The sequence below is a fragment of the Pectobacterium sp. F1-1 genome (assembly GCF_025643735.1).
GTDB lineage: Bacteria > Pseudomonadota > Gammaproteobacteria > Enterobacterales > Enterobacteriaceae > Pectobacterium > Pectobacterium colocasium.
In genome coordinates this window covers 735,119-756,497 of sequence record NZ_CP104733.1, presented here as the reverse complement: position 1 = coordinate 756,497, position 21,379 = coordinate 735,119, and the positions used below count along the sequence as shown (strand labels likewise).

The 21,379-nt window shown below is 52.0% G+C and carries 19 protein-coding genes and 1 tRNA gene; 5 read left to right on the top strand and 15 right to left on the bottom strand.

The genetic code is table 11. The features are described from left to right. Positions 1–73 precede the first annotated feature (73 nt). Entirely contained in the window at positions 74–853 is a 780-nt protein-coding gene (deoC, locus tag NAL19_RS03330) for a deoxyribose-phosphate aldolase (RefSeq protein ID WP_225086881.1), read from the bottom strand. Positions 854–1,669: 816 nt separating this feature from the next. Between deoC and NAL19_RS03325 the strand changes: the two genes are divergently transcribed. Both NAL19_RS03325 and NAL19_RS03320 read left to right on the top strand, forming a co-directional pair. Continuing rightward, positions 1,670–2,692: an IS110 family transposase gene (locus NAL19_RS03325; RefSeq protein ID WP_263057333.1), complete on the top strand. Its 1,023-nt coding sequence runs from the start codon at positions 1,670–1,672 to the stop codon at positions 2,690–2,692. Between the two features lie 280 nt (positions 2,693–2,972). Next, positions 2,973–3,272 (top strand): GIY-YIG nuclease family protein, encoded by a 300-nt coding sequence (locus NAL19_RS03320; protein ID WP_263058742.1) that lies wholly within the window; start codon positions 2,973–2,975, stop codon positions 3,270–3,272. Between the two features lie 11 nt (positions 3,273–3,283). Here NAL19_RS03320 and NAL19_RS03315 read toward each other — a convergent pair whose 3' ends face one another. Together NAL19_RS03315 and NAL19_RS03310 are read right to left on the bottom strand one after the other, a co-directional pair. Beyond that, positions 3,284–3,826: a GNAT family N-acetyltransferase gene (locus NAL19_RS03315; RefSeq protein ID WP_263058741.1), complete on the bottom strand. Its 543-nt coding sequence runs from the start codon at positions 3,824–3,826 to the stop codon at positions 3,284–3,286. After that, positions 3,820–4,344, bottom strand: a complete 525-nt coding sequence (locus NAL19_RS03310; RefSeq protein WP_225086878.1) for an SCP2 domain-containing protein — start codon at positions 4,342–4,344, stop codon at positions 3,820–3,822. Before NAL19_RS03310 ends, NAL19_RS03315 begins: the two co-directional genes overlap by 7 nt. Positions 4,345–4,718: 374 nt before the next feature. On the opposite strand from NAL19_RS03310, the gene NAL19_RS03305 reads away from it, so the two are divergent. The 3 genes from NAL19_RS03305 to NAL19_RS03295 all read left to right on the top strand — a co-directional run bounded on the left by NAL19_RS03305 (position 4,719) and on the right by NAL19_RS03295 (position 7,774). Beyond that, positions 4,719–5,714, top strand: coding sequence for a peptidase U32 family protein (locus NAL19_RS03305; RefSeq protein ID WP_263058740.1), 996 nt, complete (start codon positions 4,719–4,721; stop codon positions 5,712–5,714). An 11-nt stretch (positions 5,715–5,725) separates the two neighbouring features. Then, on the top strand, positions 5,726–6,604 hold the full coding sequence (locus NAL19_RS03300; RefSeq protein WP_225086876.1) for a U32 family peptidase: 879 nt from the start codon (positions 5,726–5,728) through the stop codon (positions 6,602–6,604). A 162-nt stretch (positions 6,605–6,766) separates the two neighbouring features. Then, a complete protein-coding gene (locus NAL19_RS03295) occupies positions 6,767–7,774 on the top strand; it encodes a luciferase-like monooxygenase (RefSeq protein ID WP_263058739.1) in 1,008 nt (335 codons plus the stop codon). Positions 7,775–7,886: 112 nt separating this feature from the next. Here NAL19_RS03295 and NAL19_RS03290 read toward each other — a convergent pair whose 3' ends face one another. The 12 genes from NAL19_RS03290 to NAL19_RS03240 form a co-directional block, all read right to left on the bottom strand. After that, a complete protein-coding gene (locus NAL19_RS03290; protein ID WP_263058738.1) occupies positions 7,887–9,764 on the bottom strand; it encodes a DEAD/DEAH family ATP-dependent RNA helicase in 1,878 nt (625 codons plus the stop codon). Beyond that, positions 9,757–9,828: a protein YrbN gene (gene yrbN / locus NAL19_RS21755; protein ID WP_225088091.1), complete on the bottom strand. Its 72-nt coding sequence runs from the start codon at positions 9,826–9,828 to the stop codon at positions 9,757–9,759. Before yrbN ends, NAL19_RS03290 begins: the two co-directional genes overlap by 8 nt. Before the next feature lie 110 nt (positions 9,829–9,938). Further along, positions 9,939–10,823, bottom strand: a complete 885-nt coding sequence (nlpI, locus tag NAL19_RS03285; protein ID WP_012773292.1) for a lipoprotein NlpI — start codon at positions 10,821–10,823, stop codon at positions 9,939–9,941. Between the two features lie 140 nt (positions 10,824–10,963). Beyond that, entirely contained in the window at positions 10,964–13,084 is a 2,121-nt protein-coding gene (gene pnp / locus NAL19_RS03280; protein WP_225086873.1) for a polyribonucleotide nucleotidyltransferase, read from the bottom strand. A 249-nt stretch (positions 13,085–13,333) separates the two neighbouring features. Next, on the bottom strand, positions 13,334–13,603 hold the full coding sequence (gene rpsO, locus NAL19_RS03275) for a 30S ribosomal protein S15 (RefSeq protein WP_010279698.1): 270 nt from the start codon (positions 13,601–13,603) through the stop codon (positions 13,334–13,336). A gap of 122 nt (positions 13,604–13,725) precedes the next feature. After that, positions 13,726–14,670 carry a tRNA pseudouridine(55) synthase TruB gene (gene truB / locus NAL19_RS03270; RefSeq protein WP_263058737.1) on the bottom strand — a complete coding sequence of 315 codons (945 nt, stop codon included), beginning with the start codon at positions 14,668–14,670 and terminating at the stop codon, positions 13,726–13,728. Then, entirely contained in the window at positions 14,670–15,068 is a 399-nt protein-coding gene (gene rbfA / locus NAL19_RS03265; protein WP_180742916.1) for a 30S ribosome-binding factor RbfA, read from the bottom strand. Before rbfA ends, truB begins: the two co-directional genes overlap by 1 nt. A gap of 74 nt (positions 15,069–15,142) precedes the next feature. Beyond that, the gene (infB, locus tag NAL19_RS03260; protein ID WP_263058736.1) at positions 15,143–17,842 is read right to left on the bottom strand and encodes a translation initiation factor IF-2; all 2,700 of its coding nucleotides are present in this window, start codon (positions 17,840–17,842) and stop codon (positions 15,143–15,145) included. A 25-nt stretch (positions 17,843–17,867) separates the two neighbouring features. After that, positions 17,868–19,397 (bottom strand): transcription termination factor NusA, encoded by a 1,530-nt coding sequence (gene nusA, locus NAL19_RS03255; RefSeq protein WP_263058735.1) that lies wholly within the window; start codon positions 19,395–19,397, stop codon positions 17,868–17,870. A gap of 21 nt (positions 19,398–19,418) precedes the next feature. After that, positions 19,419–19,871 (bottom strand): ribosome maturation factor RimP, encoded by a 453-nt coding sequence (gene rimP, locus NAL19_RS03250; protein ID WP_180742913.1) that lies wholly within the window; start codon positions 19,869–19,871, stop codon positions 19,419–19,421. 218 nt (positions 19,872–20,089) lie between these two features. Further along, positions 20,090–20,166: transfer RNA gene (locus NAL19_RS03245), tRNA-Met, on the bottom strand. A 310-nt stretch (positions 20,167–20,476) separates the two neighbouring features. Next, entirely contained in the window at positions 20,477–21,091 is a 615-nt protein-coding gene (locus tag NAL19_RS03240) for a response regulator transcription factor (protein WP_263058734.1), read from the bottom strand. Between the last annotated feature and the right edge of the window lie 288 nt (positions 21,092–21,379).

The window sequence follows — 21,379 nt, the reverse complement described above, 5'->3', positions numbered from 1 at the left end:
TTTGCTGTTTTGCAAAAATGCTTTCATAAACAAAATGTTGTCACGAATAAAATCGCGCACCGTCTGTGCGTGATTAGTAACTACCTTGCGGAGTCGCGGTTCCGTGGCCGAGCGTGGTCAGCAGGCTTGCCAACAGGCTGGAGGCACCAAAGCGAAAATGCTGCGCCGTCGCCCATTCAGCCCCCATGATATCGTCCGCCAGTTGCAGATAGATGGCGGCATCTTCCGCGTTACGCACACCACCCGCCGCTTTAAAACCAACGTGATCGCCTACACCTTTATCGCGGATCGTTTTCAACATGATCGCCGCACTCTCCGGCGTCGCGTTCACGGGCACTTTACCGGTTGAGGTTTTAATGAAATCCGCACCCGCATCAATGGCAATTTCACTCGCCTGACGAATCAGCGCATCCTGTTTCAATTCGCCCGTTTCGATGATCACTTTCAACAGCACATGGGCATCCTGACACACCGTTTTGCACGCCTTCACCAGTTCAAAACCGATGTGAGCATTGCCTGCCATCAGTGCACGGTAAGGGAACACGACATCAACTTCATCAGCGCCGTAAGCGATTGCCGCCTTCGTTTCTGCAACCGCAATCTCAACATCATCATTGCCGTGCGGGAAGTTGGTTACCGTCGCAATACGAATATCCGGCGTACCTTGCTCACGCAGGATCTTTTTCGCCAAGGGGATAAAACGTGGATAGATACAGATAGCAGCCGTTTTCCCTGCCGGGCTATTCGCCTGACGGCAGAGCACCGTCACTTTTTCATCCGTATCATCTTCATTCAGCGTGGTTAAATCCATCAGCGCCAGCGCACGTTGCGCGGCCGTGGTCAGCTTGGTCATACAACACTCCAACTCGTCAGCCGGTCTAACCGGCCCTGAACATTAACTGGTGTAAACCAGCACGTTTGGCGAGCGGACTTGGTTCCTTGAAGATAGCGCTCAGGAGAAACAACCTGTAGCGGCACTAAGATCCTTCTCACCGCAATCAGCCTTCCTCTGCCCTTCATCCTGTGATGATTTCAACACCGAAAGAAACGGCTTAAAAACTTGAACCCGTCAGACATTTGAACACGCCATGACAGACTATTTTGTGCATTCATTCACACTTGATGTAAGAGAAATGCAATAGATAGTGATTATATGTGATTTTAATCACACACACTTCCCTGAATAAGGTCAGTCTGGGGAATCATGCTGACAGCGTTGTCTACAGCACATGGGCACCGACTACCTGTTGAACCAATGCGGGCACTCAGCAACTTAACGCCAGTGACAGCCAGCGCGAGCGGTATATATCGCTTCAGTGCCATACGTTTTTCCCTATCCGTAAAAGAAATAGATGTCTTTGAATAACAGCCAGTAATGTGATGCCGTGTCCATTCTTTGAAAGGCAAGTGCTTTGAAATGCACGTGGTTTGAAATACTCGTTGTTTGAAATACTCGTTATTTGAAATACGATTGGTGTGAGGTGCTATTTATGTTTAGCTGTGTCAAACCACTTTTTCAAACAATAATCTACAGAATGAGATGAACGCATCCCAACTATTTGACGAGTAGCACAGAGGCTGAAAGACGGGGTGTGGAGCCTCGCAGATTTCCGGCATCATCGTGCCTATAACGGGATACTCATCGTTCCCCTGACTGGAGACTCCACACATGAATAACTATACCCCTGTTGGCGTTGATATCGCAAAACACCTGATTCAGGTTCACTTCATCGACAAACATAGCGGCGAAGTGGTGGATAAACAGCTGCGACGTCAGGATGTTCTGACCTTCTTCAGCAACCGTGAACCCTGCCTGATTGGTATGGAAGCCTGTGGCGGCTCTCAGCACTGGGCCCGGGAGTTGAAGAAACTTGGTCATCAGGTTCGCCTGCTTCAGGCGAAATTCGTCAAAGCCTTCCTGATGGGCAACAAGAACGATGTCATGGACTCCCGCGCCATATGGATGGCGGTCCAGCAACCGGGACGGGGGATTGCCGTAAAGAGCGAAGAGCAGCAGGCCGTTCTGGCACTGCATCGCATGCGCCGCCAGTGGGTGAAGTTCCGCACCGCGCAGACCAATGCCCTGCATGGCTTACTGCTCGAATTTGGTGAAACAGTACGCAAAGGACGTACCGCGCTGGACAAGGCTCTGCCCGTGGCGCTGGAGAGGCTGAAAAACCGCCTGCCGCTGTTCCTCATCGCCCAGATTGAAGAGCAGCACCGTCGCTTGAGTGAGCTGGATGCTCAGATTAACGGCATTGAGCAACAACTGACGGCGCTGGCGAAACAGAACGAGACCTGCCGACGGCTGATGGCTATACCCGGCGTAGGGCCACTGATAGCCACGGCGGCGGTGGCTACGATGGGCGAGGCTCATGCGTTCCGGTCGGGACGGGAGTTCGCGGCCTATGTCGGACTCGTCCCAAAACAGACCGGCACTGGCGGCAAGGTTCGCCTGCTGGGGATAAGCAAACGCGGTGACACCTACCTGCGTACGCTGTTTATCCATGGAGCGAGGGCAGCGAGCCTGTTGGCGAAAGAGCCGGGACCGTGGATAACGGAGTTAAAGAAACGGCGGCCGACCAGTGTGGCGATAGTCGCGATGGCCAACAAACTGGCGCGCACGGTGTGGGCGGTGGCGGCGCACGAACGGGAGTACCGGAAAGATTACGTCAGCATCAGGCCGTATTAACAGCGGATGCTGAAAACCATTAACCCTTAACAAAAGGATGAATGCGGAAAGGTTGCGAGGGCAGCCAGCGTGATGACGACGACAGGTAAGACCGGGACTTGCTAAACCTGAATGGTGTGTCGGGCATAAAGCCCGCCAGGAGAATAAGGAGCAAGTCGGCGAATCTCATCGAGGCCCGCGGCACAGGCTGCAATAAGGCCGGATATAGAGCTGCGACCTATCCGTCAACGTCAACACAACGGAAGCCTTGCAAACGGGATGCGTTCATATAGAACACACCATGACTGAACACACCGAACATTCCCGCTGGTATCTGTACATACTGCGCACGGTCAGCGGAGCGCTGTATACGGGGATCACCACGGATGTCAGCCGTCGTCTGAACGAGCATCAAACGGGGAAAGGGGCAAAAGCGCTGCGGGGAAAAGGGGAATTAACGCTGGCGTTTCACTGTCTGGTGGGTGATCGCTCCAACGCACTCAAACTGGAGCATCGCATTAAGCAACTCAGTAAAAGCCAAAAAGAAAGGCTGGTACAAGACCAGCCTCAGACGCTTTGTATTTCAAACAATTTGTATTGATACGCTATCAACTAGAGAAAGCGGTTAAACGGTTCGGCGTATTCAACCAGCCCGCTCGCGCTTTCAAAGCCGCTTTCGCTCTCAGAGTGCCCTTCGCCGACAACATGGTTGTCCGCCAGTGGGTAGACCTGAAAAGCGGACTCACTGTCTGGCCAGCGACAATGCAACTGGTGCTCTGTCGCCGGAACGAAGCCAAAACGAGAGTAGTACGCTGGCTCGCCCAGCACGACGACGGCGGTGTAGCTAAATTCATTCAGCGCATCCAACCCTTCGTAAACCAGCTTCTCTCCCACGCCCTGTCGGCGCAGGCTCTCTTCTACCGCCAGCGGCGCAAGCGCCACCCACTGTCGATCCTCACCGTCGATCAGCACCGGGCTGAATGCCGCGTAGCCCACTACGCCGCCTTCATCGTCGGTTGCCACGACGCCGAGCGTCAATAAACCATCTTCACGCAGTTGGTGAACCAGATCCGCTTCCGCTCCCGTTGGAAAAGCACGGCGCAATAAGCTGTCGATCCCTGCGGCATCGACGGGGATTTCGACCCGAACTAACATGATACTGGCGCGTGATTCGTCGTTTGCACTACGCCCTCCTGTAAACCGGCTTCCACAAAATTAGCCAGTTGCAGCAGGCCAATACGCAGCGGCGCGGGCATGGCTTCCAGCTCAATGGCATCCATCAGGTTCTTCACATACAAACCTAACTCAGTATCACCCTCAATGCGCAGACGACGCTGGAAAAACAGCGTGTCGGGATCTTCTTTACGCGCGGCGATCAAAATCAGATCGTTCGCGTCTGCACTGAAGCTGACATCGGGCGTCTCGTCGTGGCTCACCGCCAGACGACCATCGCGCAACGTCATAAACCATTGCAGGCCAACATCACGCACCTCAATCTTCAGCCAACGGCTTTCGAGAAATGCCAGATCGCCCTCTTCCAGCGCCTGACGGAACTGCCAGCCCAACATCTGTTCCAAAACCTGACGCTGTAGCGCAAAGGGAGTGAACTTGAGTGGCTTACCTAATAAGCTCGGTCCCTGACGCACAATCTGCGCTCGTAGTTTTTCCAACACTGGCGTACTCCTCTTAAAGCAGTCTGACTGTTCAGATAATCTGCAAGCATTTTGCCACATCCACCGCAAGCGGAAGAGGTCTATGTCAATAATTTAGTCGGTTATCCGATTATGCCCAACAGATTTTGTCCTGGCGCGACGATTAGCACCATAAACTGCCTTAAATCAAAGTCCTTACCGGATGGGTTAATTAAGATTCCCAATCGTTAACAACATTCATCGACTGATAAAAATCGTCGAGGCGGTTCTCAATATCGCCTGCGGCGGCGCGCAGCATGGCAGGCAGAGTGCCCGACATCCACTGCGAGTCAGTCTGAACATCATTGATCGTACTGAGCCCCTGCGGCCCTGAAGGGATTAATGAAGGATTGTGTATGGAACTGCTTTGCCCCGCCGGTAACCTGCCGGCACTGAAAGCTGCCATCGATAATGGCGCAGATGCGGTCTATATCGGCCTGAAGGACGACACCAACGCACGTCATTTTGCCGGGCTGAATTTTACCGATAAGAAACTACAGGAAGCGCGTGAATACGCGCATCGCCACCGGCGTAAGCTGCATATCGCCATCAATACATTTGCTCACCCGGACGGCTATCAGCGCTGGCAGCGCGCCGTGGACATGGCGGCACAAATCGGCGCCGACGTGCTGATCCTTGCCGATCTCGCGATGCTGGAATATGCCGCCGAACGCTATCCCCACATCGAACGCCACGTGTCGGTACAGGCGTCGGCGACAAACACCGAAGCGATCCGTTTCTATCATCGTCATTTTGATGTCTCACGCATTGTGCTGCCGCGCGTGCTGTCCATCCATCAGGTGAAACAAATCGCCCGCACCAGTCCGGTGCCGCTCGAAGTGTTCGCCTTCGGTAGCCTGTGCATCATGGCGGAAGGCCGCTGCTATCTCTCTTCTTATCTGACCGGTGAATCACCGAATACCGTAGGTGCCTGCTCACCCGCGCGATTTGTACGCTGGCAGCAGACGGAAAACGGCATGGAGTCGCGCCTGAACAATATTCTGATCGACCGCTATCAGGACGATGAGAACGCCGGTTATCCCACACTGTGCAAAGGCCGCTATTTAGTCGATGGGCAGCGCTATCACGCGCTAGAAGAACCCACCAGCCTGAACACGCTGGAACTGCTGCCTGAGTTGATGGCCGCCAATATTGCCTCCGTGAAGATAGAGGGTCGCCAGCGTAGCCCGGCCTACGTCAGCCAGATTACGCAGGTGTGGCGACAGGCTATCGATCGCTGCCGTGCCAATCCTGAAGCATTTGTACCAACTCAAGCATGGATGGATGCGTTAGGTGCGGTGGCTGAAGGTACGCAGACCACACTCGGCGCTTATCACCGTAAATGGCAGTAGCGGGAGAACACATGAAATACGCATTAGGGAATATCCTCTACTATTGGCCGAAAGAGGACGTCGAGACGTTTTATCAGGCCGCAGTGAACAGCAGCGCCGATATCATTTATCTCGGCGAGACGGTGTGCAGCAAGCGCCGCCTGATGAAGGTCGCGGACTGGTTCAGCGTGGCCCGTGAGGTCGCAAACAGCGGCAAACAGGTGGTGATCTCGACGCTCGCGCTGTTACAGGCTCCGTCTGAACTCACGGAACTGAAGCGCTATGTGGAAAACGGCGAATTTTTGCTGGAAGCGAACGATCTGGGTGCGGTCAACATCGCCGCTGAACGCCGTCTGCCGTTTGTCGCCGGACACGCGCTCAATTGCTACAACGCTTACACCCTGCGAGTCCTGCATAAACAAGGCATGGTGCGCTGGTGCATGCCGGTCGAACTCTCTCGTGACTGGCTACAAAACCTGTTGAACCAGTGTGACGAACTTGGCTTTCGTCATCAGTTTGAAGTGGAAGTGCTCAGCTACGGCCATTTGCCGCTGGCCTATTCCGCCCGCTGCTTCACCGCGCGTTCAGAAGATAGACCAAAAGACGAATGTGAAACCTGCTGCCTTAACTACCCGCAGGGCCGAAAAATGCTGTCGCAGGAGAACCAACAGGTCTTTGTCCTGAATGGCATCCAGACGCAAAGCGGCTATTGCTACAACCTCGGCAACGAACTGACATCAATGCAGGATCTGGTCGATATTGTCCGGCTGTCGCCGAACGATATCAGCACGCTGGCGATGCTGGATAAATTCCGCGCCAATGAACAAGGGACGGCACCGCTAGCCCTGGAAAATCAGGCTGATTGCAACGGTTACTGGCGCCGCGTCGCCGGCCTTGAACTCGTTCAATAACTCACTTCCTATCAGGGCGGCCAGCCGCCCTTTTCTCAAACGCACCTTTGAACTACGTATAAGTGCCAGATTGCCGCATACTGCTCTGACTTTCATCATTGACTGACGGCATTAGCATCCACCGAATGGGTGGAGTCAGTGAACAACAAAGTGAGCCATATTATGTCCACATCTTCGCAATCCACTGTGTTTTCCGTCCTCGATCTTGCGCCTATTCCGCAAGGTGCGACAGCACGTGATGCCTTCCATCGCTCGCTGGATCTGGCACAACATACAGAAAAATGGGGCTATCACCGCTATTGGCTGGCGGAACACCACAGCATGACGGGTATCGCCAGCGCAGCAACATCCGTGCTGCTCGGCTACCTTGCCTCGGGAACGGCGCGCATTCGTCTCGGTTCTGGCGGCGTAATGCTGCCAAACCACTCACCACTCGTCATCGCCGAGCAATTTGGTACGCTGGAGTCGTTGTATCCCGGCCGTATCGATTTGGGATTAGGCCGAGCGCCCGGCACCGACCAGCGCACCATGATGGCGCTGCGCCGTCACCTGAATGCCGATATTGAAGATTTCCCACGCGACGTGCAGGAATTGCAACGCTACTTCGCCGATGCACAGCCGGGCCAGCCAGTACAAGCCGTTCCGGGACAAGGTTTACACGTGCCGATCTGGCTATTGGGTTCCAGCCTGTACAGCGCGCAGTTGGCCGCAAGACTGGGATTACCTTTTGCCTTCGCAGCCCATTTCGCGCCCGATATGTTGCTGGAAGCGTTTCGGCTCTATCGCGAGCACTTTATTCCTTCAGCCACCCACCCCAAACCTTACGCGATGGTATGCGTCAATGTAGTTGCGGCAGAGAGCGATCGGGATGCGCGTTTCCTCTTTACCTCGATGCAGCAGCAGTTCATCAACCTGCGCCGCGGCACACCGGGCCCGCTGCCCGCTCCGGTAGAAAATATCGATACCGTTGGGTCACCTGCCGAACAGTTTGGTGCAGATCAGGCATTACGGCTGTCGATCGTTGGCGATCGCGCCAAGGTACGTCATGGATTGCAGAGTCTTTTGCGAGAAACGCGGGCGGATGAAGTGATGATCAATGGTCAAATATTTGACCATCAGGCACGCCTGCAATCATTTGAGATCGCAATGGATGTCCGGCAAACGCTGTAACACACATTGATGGATTGGCTTTAGTCAAAAAAAAACGACCCTGAAACGGGTCGTTTTGCATTGAAGCTGCTGTTATTACAACAGCCTGTATTGAAACAAGCTGAAGTGAAGCTTACGCGTCAGCAGGACGACGGCGTGGAGCGCGTGAAGCACCGTCACGGTTATCACGGTTGAAAGAACGCTCGCGACGCTCACCACCGTTACCTTCACGACGTTCACCACCGCCGAAAGAGCGACGTGGCGCTGCGCCATCACGGCGTTCGCCACCAGGACGGCCACCGCCACGACGTTCGTGCGGCTGAGCATCACCCAGCAACTGCATGTTCATCGGTTTGTTCAGAATACGCGTGCGAGTAAAGTGCGATAACAGGTCGCCCGGCATACCTTTCGGCAGTTCGATCGTCGAGTGAGACGCGAACAGCTTGATGTTACCGATGTAGCGGCTGCTGATATCACCTTCGTTGGCAATTGCGCCAACAATGTGACGAACTTCAACGCCGTCATCACGACCCACTTCGATACGATACAGTTCCATCTCACCCGCATCACGACGCTCACGACGTTGCGGACGGTCACCGTCACGGCTGTCACGAGAGTCGCGTGGATCACGACGACGCTCGCCACGTGAATCATCACGGTCACGGAATTCGCGACGAGGACGGAATACCGGATCGGGTGGCAGAATCAGAGGACGTTCGCCCTGCGCCATTTTCAGCAACGCGGCAGCCAGCGTTTCAACATCCAACTCTTCCTGCGGTTGCAGTTTCGTCAGCAGCGCACGGTACATATCCAGATCGCTGCTTTCCAGCTGTTGCTGTACTTTAGCGGCAAACTTGGCCAGACGGCGTTGACCCAGCAATTCTGCATTTGGCAATTCCACTTCAGGAATGGTCAGCTTCATTGTGCGCTCAACGTTGCGCAACAGGCGACGTTCACGGTTTTCAACAAACAGCAGAGCACGGCCAGCACGACCCGCACGACCGGTACGACCAATACGGTGAACGTAAGACTCGGCATCCATCGGGATATCGTAGTTAACAACCAGGCTGATACGCTCAACGTCCAGACCACGCGCCGCAACGTCGGTCGCGATCAGGATATCAAGACGACCATCTTTCAGGCGCTCCAGCGTTTGCTCACGCAGCGCCTGGTTCATGTCACCATTCAGCGCAGCGCTGTTGTAACCGCTACGCTCCAGGGCTTCAGCCACTTCCAGCGTCGCATTCTTGGTACGAACGAAAATAATCGCCGCATCAAAATCTTCCGCTTCCAGGAAACGCACCAGCGCTTCATTTTTACGCATACCGTGCACCGTCCAGTAGCTCTGGCTGATGTCTGGGCGCGTAGTAATGCTGGATTGAATACGAACTTCCTGCGGATCTTTCATGAAACGGCGCGTAATGCGGCGGATCGCTTCAGGCATGGTCGCAGAGAACAGCGCAGTCTGATGCTCAGCAGGGATCTGCGCCATGATGTTTTCAACATCTTCGATGAAGCCCATACGCAGCATTTCATCGGCTTCGTCCAGTACCAGACCACTCAGGTTGGACAGATCCAACGTACCGCGTTTCAGGTGATCCAGCAGACGACCTGGCGTACCCACGACAATCTGTGCACCCTGACGCAGCGCGCGCAGTTGCACGTCATAGCGTTGACCGCCGTACAGTGCGACGACATTCACGCCGTGCATATGTTTGGAGAAATCATTGCAGGCCTCTGCTACCTGCACCGCCAGCTCACGGGTCGGTGCCAGCACCAAAATTTGTGGTGCTTTAAGTTCAGGTTTCAGGTTGTTCAGTAATGGCAGAGAGAACGCTGCAGTTTTACCGCTACCGGTCTGTGCCATACCCAGCACATCGCGACCATTCAGCAGGTGAGGAATACATTCCGCCTGAATCGGAGACGGTTTTTCATAGCCCAAGTCAGTCAGGGCGTTAAGGATAGAGGTGTTCAGCCCCAAATCGGCAAAAGAAGTTACTAAATCAGTCATGTACACGTGCCTCATTACACATGGCGGCCAGTCTACATAACTCGTCGTGAAAATTTTCAGTCATTTTCATTGAAAAGTGTGAACCGGCTCAAATTGGATTAAAAAGCGAACAAAAAAGCCCTCACCCGTGAAGGTGATAACCGAAGTTTTTCAGGCTGATTACGTGTTCGTCAGCTATTGCTGGTCCGATCCTGATAGGTCGTCTTGCTCTTGGCCTAATAGCGCCAATTCCAACAATGCATAGCGGTGCTCAACAAAGTTATGGACGTTGTTGGCAACCGTCAGCTTGAACAGCGCCAAGGCGGTGTTCTTGTCCCCCAGACTTAGGTAGTGCTTACCTAAATAGAAGTCAGTTTCACTGAGATGCTCAGCGAGCGAAGTGTTATCCGTAGCTTCTTCCTGTAAACGCTGCATCAGTGTTTTTTCACTGATACCACCCAGGTAGAATTCGACAATATTCCATCCCCAAGGCCCTTTCTTGGCGTCGTCATAGCGTTTCTTCAACGCAACTTTGGCCGTCTCTGGATTGATTTCTCGCTCCACAAGATACAGCCACAACGAACGGAAAGGATCATTCGGATCGTCTCGATAAAACGCCAGCAGATCATCCTGCGCTAACAGGTAGCGACCGCCGTAATACAAAGCGATGCCCCGGTTTAAACGCGCGTAATTGTAAGTTGGATCAAGCTCTAGTACAGAATCAAACGCTTCATAGGCAGCATCAAAATTGCCTGCCTGCGTTAAATAGATACCCAAATAGTTAAAAACTTCTGGAATATCAGGGCGGATCGTCAGCGCTTGTGAAAAATCATTCCGCGCCAATGCCCGTAACCCGAGACTATCATACAGCACTCCGCGCTCATATAATAGCTGTGCTCGCTCATCATCGGTTAATGCCCGGCTTGCAAGGATTTGTTCCATGCGTGCCAGAATCACTTCTTGCTGTAAAGTAGGCTGTAACGGAATCGCCAATACTGCGTCTTTACGCCAATCCGTGTTGCTGCATCCTGCCAGCATGAGTGCTGTTGCAACATAACACCAGCGCAAGAAAGGCTTCATTTCCCACTCCCGAAGACAAACATTGGATGAACATCCTGTCCCGGACCGCTCAACGCAAGGACATCCATACCCTTACGATACACGTGGCACCTTGCCATGATAATCAGACAAGGTGCCATAAGACCGTTTTCTAACAGTCGTTATTCCTCAGAAGACGGGGCTGCCGCTTCCTGAGTTTGCGCCGTTGCTTCTTTGATGCTTAAGCGCACGCGGCCCTGACGATCAACTTCCAGAACCTTGACCGGCACTTCCTGACCCATTTGCAGGTAGTCAGTCACTTTCTCTACGCGCTTGTCGGCGATCTGAGAAATATGCACCAGGCCTTCTTTGCCGCCACCGATAGCGACGAAAGCACCAAAGTCAACGATGCGGGTAACTTTACCCTGATACACGCGGCCAACTTCGATTTCAGCGGTGATCTCTTCAATACGACGAATCGCGTGTTTCGCTTTTTCACCGTCGGTTGAAGCAATCTTCACAGTACCATCGTCTTCGATTTCAATGGTGGTGCCGGTTTCTTCCGTCAGCGCACGAATCACAGAACCACCTTTACCGATGACATCTTTGATCTTATCGGTGCTGATCTTGATCGTGTGAATACGTGGTGCAAATTCAGAGATATCGCCACGTGGCGTGCTGATCGCCTGTTCCATCACGCCCAGAATGTGCAAACGCGCACCTTTGGCCTGATTCAACGCAACCTGCATGATCTCACGGGTAATCCCTTCGATCTTGATATCCATCTGCAGCGCGGTGATACCTTCACGGCTACCAGCAACTTTGAAGTCCATATCACCCAGGTGGTCTTCGTCACCCAGAATGTCGGACAGAACAACAAAGTTGTCGCCTTCTTTCACCAGCCCCATCGCGATACCCGCAACGGCTGATTTAATCGGCACACCAGCATCCATCAGTGCCAGAGAAGCACCGCAGACAGACGCCATGGAGGAAGAACCGTTGGATTCCGTGATTTCAGACACCACACGTACGGTGTACGGGAACTCGCTCGCCTTCGGCATAACGGCCAATACGCCACGCTTAGCCAGACGACCGTGACCGATTTCACGACGCTTCGGTGAACCCACCATACCGGTTTCACCAACAGAGTACGGAGGGAAGTTGTAGTGCAGCAGGAAGCGATCGGTACGCTCACCCGTCAGCTCGTCGATGGTCTGCGCATCACGCTCAGTACCCAGCGTAGCCGTTACCAACGCCTGCGTTTCACCACGGGTGAACAGCGCAGAACCGTGGGTACGAGGCAGTACGCCAGTACGCACATCCAGGCCACGAATCATGTCTTTTTCACGGCCATCGATACGCGGTTCGCCAGCCAGTACGCGGCTACGCACAACGTTTTTCTCGACGTTGCCCAGGATTTCCTGGATTTCACCCGCGTTCAGCGTGTCATCTTCTGCCAGCAGAGCAGCTTCAACGTCAGCTTTGATGACGTCAACTTGCGCATAACGCTCTTGTTTTTCAGTGATGCGGTAAGCGTCACCCAAACGTGCTTCAGACAGAGCCTGTACGCGCTGCTCTAAAGAAACATTCACTTCTGGCGCATGCCATTCCCACTTCGGTTTGCCCGCTTCGGCAACCAGAGCGTTGATGTTTTCAATCACAACTTGTTGTTGATCGTGACCAAATACCACTGCGCCCAGCATCTGATCTTCACTCAGCAGATCGGCTTCGGATTCCACCATCAGAACTGCGCCTTCTGTACCTGCAACCACCAGATCCAGACGGCTCTCTTTCAGCTCATCCGTCGTTGGGTTCAGGACATACTGGTCGTTCAGGTAGCCAACGCGCGCCGCACCGATAGGGCCGCTGAACGGGATACCGGACAGGCTCAGCGCCGCAGAGGCACCAATCATGGCAACGATGTCAGGGTTAACCTGTGGGTTAACGGAAACTACGGTTGCAATCACCTGAACTTCATTCAGGAAACCTTCTGGGAACAGAGGGCGGATTGGACGGTCGATCAGGCGAGAAATCAGCGTTTCGCCTTCGCTTGGACGGCCTTCACGGCGGAAAAAACCACCAGGGAAACGTCCAGCAGCGTAGGTACGCTCCTGATAGTTAACCGTTAATGGGAAGAAACTTTGGCCGGGTTTGGCATTTTTAGCGCCAACAACGGTAACGAATACCGCGGTGTCATCCATGCTTACCATCACAGCGGCGGTAGCCTGGCGTGCCATCATACCGGTCTCTAACGTAACGGTATGCTGACCATATTGAAACTTACGAACGATCGGATTCAGCAAAATAATATCCTTAGCTGGGGCGCGCTACACGTATTCAAGATAAACGCGCCAGTGAACTCCCGATCTTTACACTACATCCTCACGACTAATGACAACCCTTATCTTGCTCATGCAGATAAAGCCTCTCATTAGCCGCGCGAACCTCTGTAATGAAAGATCATATTAACAACAATACACTACTCTGTTTTGCTAACGCTTCCTAGAAGAAAGGGGCCAAAAGAGGCCCCTTCCTACTGAAACTCAGAAGACTTAGCGACGCAGACCCAGACGTTCGATCAGGCTGGTGTAACGTGCTACATCTTTACGCTTCAGGTAGTCCAGCAGCTTACGACGCTGAGAAACCATACGCAGCAGACCACGACGGCTGTGGTGATCTTTTTTGTGCTCAGAAAAGTGGCCTTGCAGATGGTTGATCTGCGCAGTCAGCAAAGCAACCTGAACTTCAGTAGAACCACTATCGTTAGTGCCACGACCGAAGTCTGCTACGATTTTAGCTTTAGCTTCAACACTTAGAGACATTGTAATACTCCAAACATTATAGATAAAAAAACAGGCGCCGATCTCTAATTCAGCCACCCAATAGTCAAGCCGCGCTATTCTACCCTCAGCGTTCTGCGATAGCAAGGCAGCAACAGGCGGGTTTACACCGGAAACTCAACAACCAGACGCCGTGGCGCAACGCGGCCATCACCGTCAATTTCACCCATACCGATAAACTTGTGCGCGTCACCTTCGGTGATTCTCACCATGCCGTTCAGCGGCACATTCGCGGCCTGAACAGGCTGTCCCAGCTTCAAATAACCAGCGACAACGGGTGTCAAATTCACTTCAGGAAAATCCATGACCGGGCTTTCCATCGGCATAAGCAGAGGATCGAGACTCAGTGAAGGCGAGAGTTCTTGCGCCTGAGCCTGCTCGACCAATGCGGCTAACTGCTCCAACGTCACCATTCTTTCGATAGGATAGGTGGCAACCTGTAAGCGCCGCAGGTAAATCACATGTGCGCCACAGCCCAGCTTTTCACCCAAATCGTCAATAATGGTGCGGATGTACGTCCCTTTCGAACAGTGGATCTCCAGTTCCAATTCATCGCCTTCCCAGCGGATGAACTGCAGTTCGTACACGGTGATGTCACGCGCTTCGCGCGGAACCGTCAGCCCCTGGCGAGCATACTCATACAGCTTACGCCCCTGATACTTCAGCGCAGAGTACATGGATGGCACTTGCTGCGTGGTACCGCGAAAGCCTTCCAGCGCCTGCTCCAGTTCCGTTGCAGAAAAACCAATCGCACGTTCTTCAATCACGTTACCGTCGGCATCGGAGGTGTCGGTTCGTTGCCCAAGGCGAGCAATAACGCGGTAGCGCTTATCTGAATCCAGCAGGTATTGGGAAAATTTCGTCGCTTCCCCAAGGCAAATCGGCAACATACCGGTGGCTAGTGGATCCAACGCCCCCGTATGACCCGCTCTGTTGGCGTTAAAAATCCGTTTTACCTTCTGTAAAACATCATTAGACGACACGCCTTGCGGCTTATCTACGAGCAATACGCCGTGTATATCACGGCCGCGACGACGAGGACGACTCATTAATCCTCCTGATCTTCGCCCGTCACAGAACGACGTTCCGTATCGTTTCTGACCACATTGGTCACCAGATTGGACATTCTCATCCCTTCAACCAACGAATTGTCGTAGGAGAAGGTCAGGGCCGGAACAACACGCAGACGCATTGCCTTGCCAACCAGGGTACGAATAAAGCCAGACGCATCCTGAAGTGCTTTTATTGCCGTTTTAACTTGTTCTGGCTCGTTATCATTCAGGAAGGTCACAAAAACTTTGGCATACGCCAGATCGCGAGAAACTTCCACACCGGATACGGTCGCCATACCGATACGCGGATCTTTCACTTCACGCTGAATGATAATGGCGATTTCTTTTTGCATTTCCTGCGCAACGCGCTGGGTGCGGCTGAATTCTTTTGCCATGATAAATTCTCCAGTAAAAATCGGGGGGCACTAGGCCCCCCTTACGAATCACTTACGTCGTCGCTGAAAACGGATTACGCGATCGTACGTTTGATCTCAATCGTTTCAAAGACTTCGATCATATCGCCAGGGCGAACGTCGTTGTAGTTCTTCACGCCGATACCACATTCCATACCGTTACGAACTTCGTTAACGTCATCTTTGAAGCGGCGCAGAGATTCCAGCTCGCCTTCGTAGATCACCACGTTGTCACGCAGTACGCGGATCTTGTTGTGACGCTTAACGATACCTTCCGTCACCATACAACCTGCGATAGCGCCAAATTTCGGTGATTTAAAGACATCACGGACTTCGGCCAGACCGATAATCTCTTGCTTGTACTCCGGCGCCAACATACCGCTCATCGCCTGTTTAACTTCATCAAGCAAGTCGTAAATGACGGAATAATAACGCAGATCCAGGCTTTCTGATTCAACAATGCGGCGTGCTGATGCATCTGCACGAACGTTAAAGCCAAGGATAATCGCATTCGAAGCGGCTGCCAGCGTGGCGTCCGTTTCTGTGATACCGCCCACACCGGAACCCACGATCTTCACTTTCACTTCATCAGTAGACAGTTTCTGCAGTGAATCGGAAATCGCTTCACAAGAACCCTGAACGTCAGATTTAAGCACGATGTTCAGTTCAGAAACTTCACCTTCCGTCATGTTGGCAAACATGTTTTCCAGTTTAGATTTCTGCTGACGAGCCAGTTTAACTTCACGGAATTTACCCTGACGATACAAGGCCACTTCACGCGCTTTCTTCTCGTCACGAACAACCGTCGCTTCATCACCTGCGGCAGGCACACCGGACAGACCGAGAATTTCAACAGGAATAGAAGGACCCGCAGATGTAATTTCGCGACCTAATTCATCACGCATCGCACGAACACGGCCATATTCGAAACCGCACAGAACGATGTCGCCTTTATTCAGCGTACCTTCGCGAACCAGTACGGTTGCAACCGGGCCACGACCTTTATCCAGGAAGGATTCGATCACTACACCGTTTGCCATGCCGCTACGAACGGCTTTCAGTTCCAGAACTTCGGCCTGCAACAGAATCGCATCCAGCAGTTCGTCGATGCCCGTACCGGCTTTAGCAGATACGTGGACAAACTGAGATTCGCCGCCCCACTCTTCCGGCATGACGCCGTACTGAGACAGTTCGGTTTTCACACGATCGGGATCGGCTTCAGGTTTATCGATTTTGTTGACTGCAACCACAACCGGAACCTGAGCGGCTTTCGCGTGCTGGATAGCTTCGATGGTCTGAGGCATTACGCCGTCATCCGCCGCCACAACCAGTACCACGATATCCGTTGCCTGAGCACCACGAGCACGCATTGCGGTAAACGCGGCGTGTCCCGGTGTATCCAGGAACGTAATCATGCCATTGTCAGTTTCAACGTGGTAAGCACCGATGTGCTGGGTAATCCCACCCGCTTCACCCGCTGCGACCTTGGTTGAACGAATATAGTCAAGCAGAGAGGTTTTACCGTGGTCAACGTGACCCATGATGGTGACGACAGGGGCACGCGCTTCTGCTGCAACCCCCGTATCACGGTCGCTCATTACCGCTTCTTCCAGCTCGTTCTCACGACGCAGGATGACTTTATGACCCATCTCTTCCGCAACAAGTTGCGCGGTTTCCTGGTCGATAACCTGGTTGATCGTTGCCATTGCGCCCAGTTTCATCATCACTTTGATGACCTGAGAGCCTTTAACGGCCATTTTGTTAGCCAGTTCAGCAACAGTAACCGTTTCACCAATCACAACATCACGGTTAACCGCCTGCACAGGCTTATTGAAGCTCTGTTGCAGTGAGCTTGGCTTACGCTTGCCTTTACCGCCACGGGTAACAGCACGCGCTTCTTCGCGGTCAGCTTTGGACTCAGACTGGCGATTGCCTTTCTTCTGTTTGGTCACCTTGCCAGCGCGGCTGCGGCTGCGGCGTTCGCCTTCAACCTGACGGTCATTCTCATCTTCCGCTTCGCGGGCATGATGAGACGTCGTCACATGATAATCGGCAGACTCTTCAGGTTTAGCGCTTTCCGCTTCCCAACGTCCGGCATTCTCTTCGGCCATACGACGGGCTTCTTCAGCAATGCGACGGGCTTCTTCTTCAACTTTCAGACGTGCCGCTTCTTCCGCTTTACGCTTAAGTTCAGCAGCTTCAGCTTCGCGCTTCGCTTTCTCGGCCTGAGCCGGCTTGGTCATATTTTCGTTTTGTTGGTTCGTCACTTTTTCTTTTTCCGCTACATCACGCTTAGCTTTTTCAGCGGCTTCACGTTTGGCTTGCTCGTCGGCAGCACGTTTCGCTTTATCAGCAGCTTCGCGCAGTTCAGCCTCGCGTTTAGCCTGCTCTTCAGCGGCACGTTGTGCCTGTTCTTCCGCTTCACGCCGTGCCTGCTCTTCCTCTTCCGCCTGTTGGGCATCAATCGGATCGCGTTTTACATAAGTGCGTGTCTTGCGGACTTCGATCTGCACCGACTTACTTTTACCGCCAGTGCTAGGGACATTTAACGTGCTGCGCGTTTTACGTTGCAGCGTCAGTTTACCCTGCGCATTACCGCGATCGCGGTTCAGGTGCGCCAATAATGTTTCTTTTTCATGCTGGGTCACAGCGTCCGATGCAGACTTGGTCATTCCCGCATCAGCAAACTGCTGTATCAGGCGGTCAACCGGAGTTTGAATCTCTGCGGCCAGCGATTTTACGGTTACATCTGTCATGCTGTTCCTTTCCTGCTACAGTTCGTTATTCGTTGTCGTCGCCAAACCAACAGATATTACGCGCGGCCATAATCAATTCGCCCGCTTGCTCATCATTGAGTTCTTCAATATCTGTCAGGTCGTCAACGCCCTGTTCAGCAAGATCTTCCAGCGTACAAACACCGATCGCAGCAAGCTTGAACGCCAAATCACGCGACAGCCCAGACAAGCTAAGCAAGTCTTCAGCAGGTTGACCGTCACCCAGGCTTTCTTCATGCGCCAGTGCCAGCGTGGTTAATGCGGCTTTCGCACGCTCACGCAATGCTTCAACGGTTTCTTCATCAAGGCCTTCGATAGCCAGCAACTCCTTGATTGGCACGTAGGCCAGTTCTTCAAGTGAGGAGAAACCTTCTTCAACCAGCACGGTGGCAAACTCGTCATCAATATCAAGATGCTTGGTAAAAACGTCGATTGCGGCATGTGCTTCAGCCTGATGCTTGGCTTGAAGATCTTCCACTGTCATCACGTTCAGTTCCCAACGGTCGTCTGAACGATGCTGTTTCAGCAGTTGGGAAGCCAAACGTACGTTTTGCCCGTTACGACCAATCGCCTGAGCCAGGTTGCTCGACTCAACGGCGATATCCATCGTGCAGGTATCTTCATCAACCACGATCGAGACAACATCGGCAGGCGCCATGGCATTGATCACAAACTGTGCAGGGTTGTCATCCCACAGAATGATGTCAATACGCTCGCCGCCCAGTTCACTGGAAACCGCCTGCACGCGCGCACCACGCATACCCACACACGCGCCGACAGGATCGATACGCTTGTCATTCGTCTTCACTGCAATTTTCGCACGTGAACCCGGATCGCGGGCCGCGGCCTTAATCTCGATGACTTCTTCACCGATTTCTGGAACTTCAATGCGGAAGAGTTCAACCAGCATTTCCGGACGGGAACGGCTGACAAACAGTTGAGCACCGCGAGCTTCAGGACGAACAGAATACAGTACGCCACGAATACGGTCGCCAGGGCGGAAATTTTCACGAGGCAGCATATCTTCGCGGCCGATTACCGCTTCTGCGCTGGTGTTAGAGCCATCGATTGGTCTGACTTCAAGCGAAATATTATCACGGTTCACCTTCTTCACGACACCGGTGATAATCTCGCCTTCTTGCTCACGGAACTGATCAACAACCATCGCACGTTCGGCTTCACGAACTTTCTGTACGATAACCTGTTTTGCCGTTTGCGTCGTAATACGGTCAAAGGTTACAGATTCGATTTGATCTTCAACATAACCGCCAATATCAAGAGAAGGATCTTCAAACTGCGCAGCTTCAAGCGTAATCTCGCGCGTTGGTTGAGTGACTTCATTCACGACTAACCAGCGACGGAAGGTATCAAAATCGCCCGTTTTGCGATCGATACTCACGCGGACATCAATTTCCTGCTCGTATTTTTTCTTGGTCGCTGTCGCCAGTGCGGTTTCCAGCGCTTCAAAAATCTTCTCGCGCGGGACGGCTTTCTCATTGGAAACTGCTTCAACAACAGCCAGAATCTCTTTGTTCATCCTAGTTGCCTCATCCAAACTTTAAAAGTGGGGTACAAGATTCGCTTTCTGGATGTTGCTCAGCGCGAATACTTCATCTTTGCCTTCCACTGTTATGGTGATCATTTCGCCGTCAACAGCTTTGATTACACCCAACCATTTACGGCGATTCTGGACTGCCATACGCAGTACCACTGTCACCTCTTCACCGATGAAACGCAGATAATGTTCTGCCGTGAACAAGGGACGCTCAAGCCCTGGAGACGAAACCTCCAGGTTATAGGCGACAGTGATTGGATCTTCGACGTCCAATACCGCACTGACCTGGTGGCTGACATCAGCACAATCATCAACAGTGATGCCATCTTCACTATCAATATAGATACGCAGTGTCGATTGGCGACTGCGGATGAACTCAATCCCAACTAATTCGTAGCCTAATGCGGCAACGGGTGCTGAAATCATCTCTGTTAATTTTTGCTCTAATGTGGACAAGCCCACCCCCAAGACATAAAAAAAGGGCCTAATAGCCCAGTTGTTTGTTGCCAAATAACAAAAAACCCCGAAAAATCGGGGCTTTATGCAACTGGACCCTAATGCCGCAAACCAACGCGGCATAACTTTCGGTGAAGGATTTTTTCAAAAATCACTGCAAAAAGAGATAGAAATTGAGTGAAGAACGTATTTGAAAAAACACTTTACTGGAAGTTAAGTGGTTGCGGGGGCCGGATTTGAACCGACGACCTTCGGGTTATGAGCCCGACGAGCTACCAAGCTGCTCCACCCCGCGTCCGAAAACGTGGCAAATACTACGCTGACAACTCCAGAAATGCAAGTCATCCATAGGATTGGTTCGAAGGCGATTCTTATACGTGTAATACGTTCTTTTGTCAAGAATCATAAAGGGCGTAGAAGCGGCCATCGCGATGATGGGCATTCCACTGCAGGAAGCAGATCTTGTGTCGTCACGCGAGCCGCAAAGTGGGCAGACCGTTGCAAAAAGGCACGGGCGCCAGAAATAGCTGAAAGAGGTGACGCTGTGGGGGATTCCCTGATGCTTAAAAATCAAACAATAACTGAATAATATAATAGGATAGAACTTATCTTCGTTCTTCTTCTAATAGTACGATCGCAGCCTGTGTTCTGTTACGCACATTAAGTCGCCTGAAAATTGACTCCAAATGCGACTTCACCGTTCCTGCACTGATGTTTAATGTCCGGCTAATCTGTTTATTAGAAGCGCCTGATGCAATCAGTTGCAGAACCTCATGCTGCCTTTCACTCAGTTTGCCTTTTACGCTGTTATCGACACTCCATCCTTCATAGATCACGCCATCATCAGGTAAACAGACCATACCCATAGACACGGTTTTTAATGCCTGAGCAATAGAATCAACGGGCGATGTTTTAAGAACGACCCCCATAACATGGTGTTTCAGATAGTTATTCAAAATATGTCTTTCAATAGAATCAACCATAATAATCACACTAACACCAATATATTTCTCATGCAGCGTTTCCAGGAAAAAACTGTATTCTCCATTTTCTTTATTACAATTTAGCAAAATAAAAGCGTTTTTCATCCCCTCAAGGCAAGGCCATACATCGTCAATTTCATTTACGCCAACAATATTGACATTGTGCATAAAATCATTCAGCCCAACAGATAAGCCCTGAATGAAAACAGGGGATTTGTCAATAATAACAACATTCACTGTGCAATCTCCATTTACCTTTATTTTAAAATGCCATATTTGAAAATGCCCTCTAAGAAGTTTTAGTCCATCTTGAAAGATATGATGTCACGCCATTTGGCATATGCCGTTTACCTTATAGACTTGGTCATATTTATTAACGCATACTGACATGATAACTTCAGATAAAATCCCCAAAGAGGAATACCATTAGCAATGAAACATTATCTCAAAATAAGCCCTAATAGCGTAATGATTTCATAAATGTATAAAACCTTTAGCGCAATAAATCTTTAAAATTTGAATAAA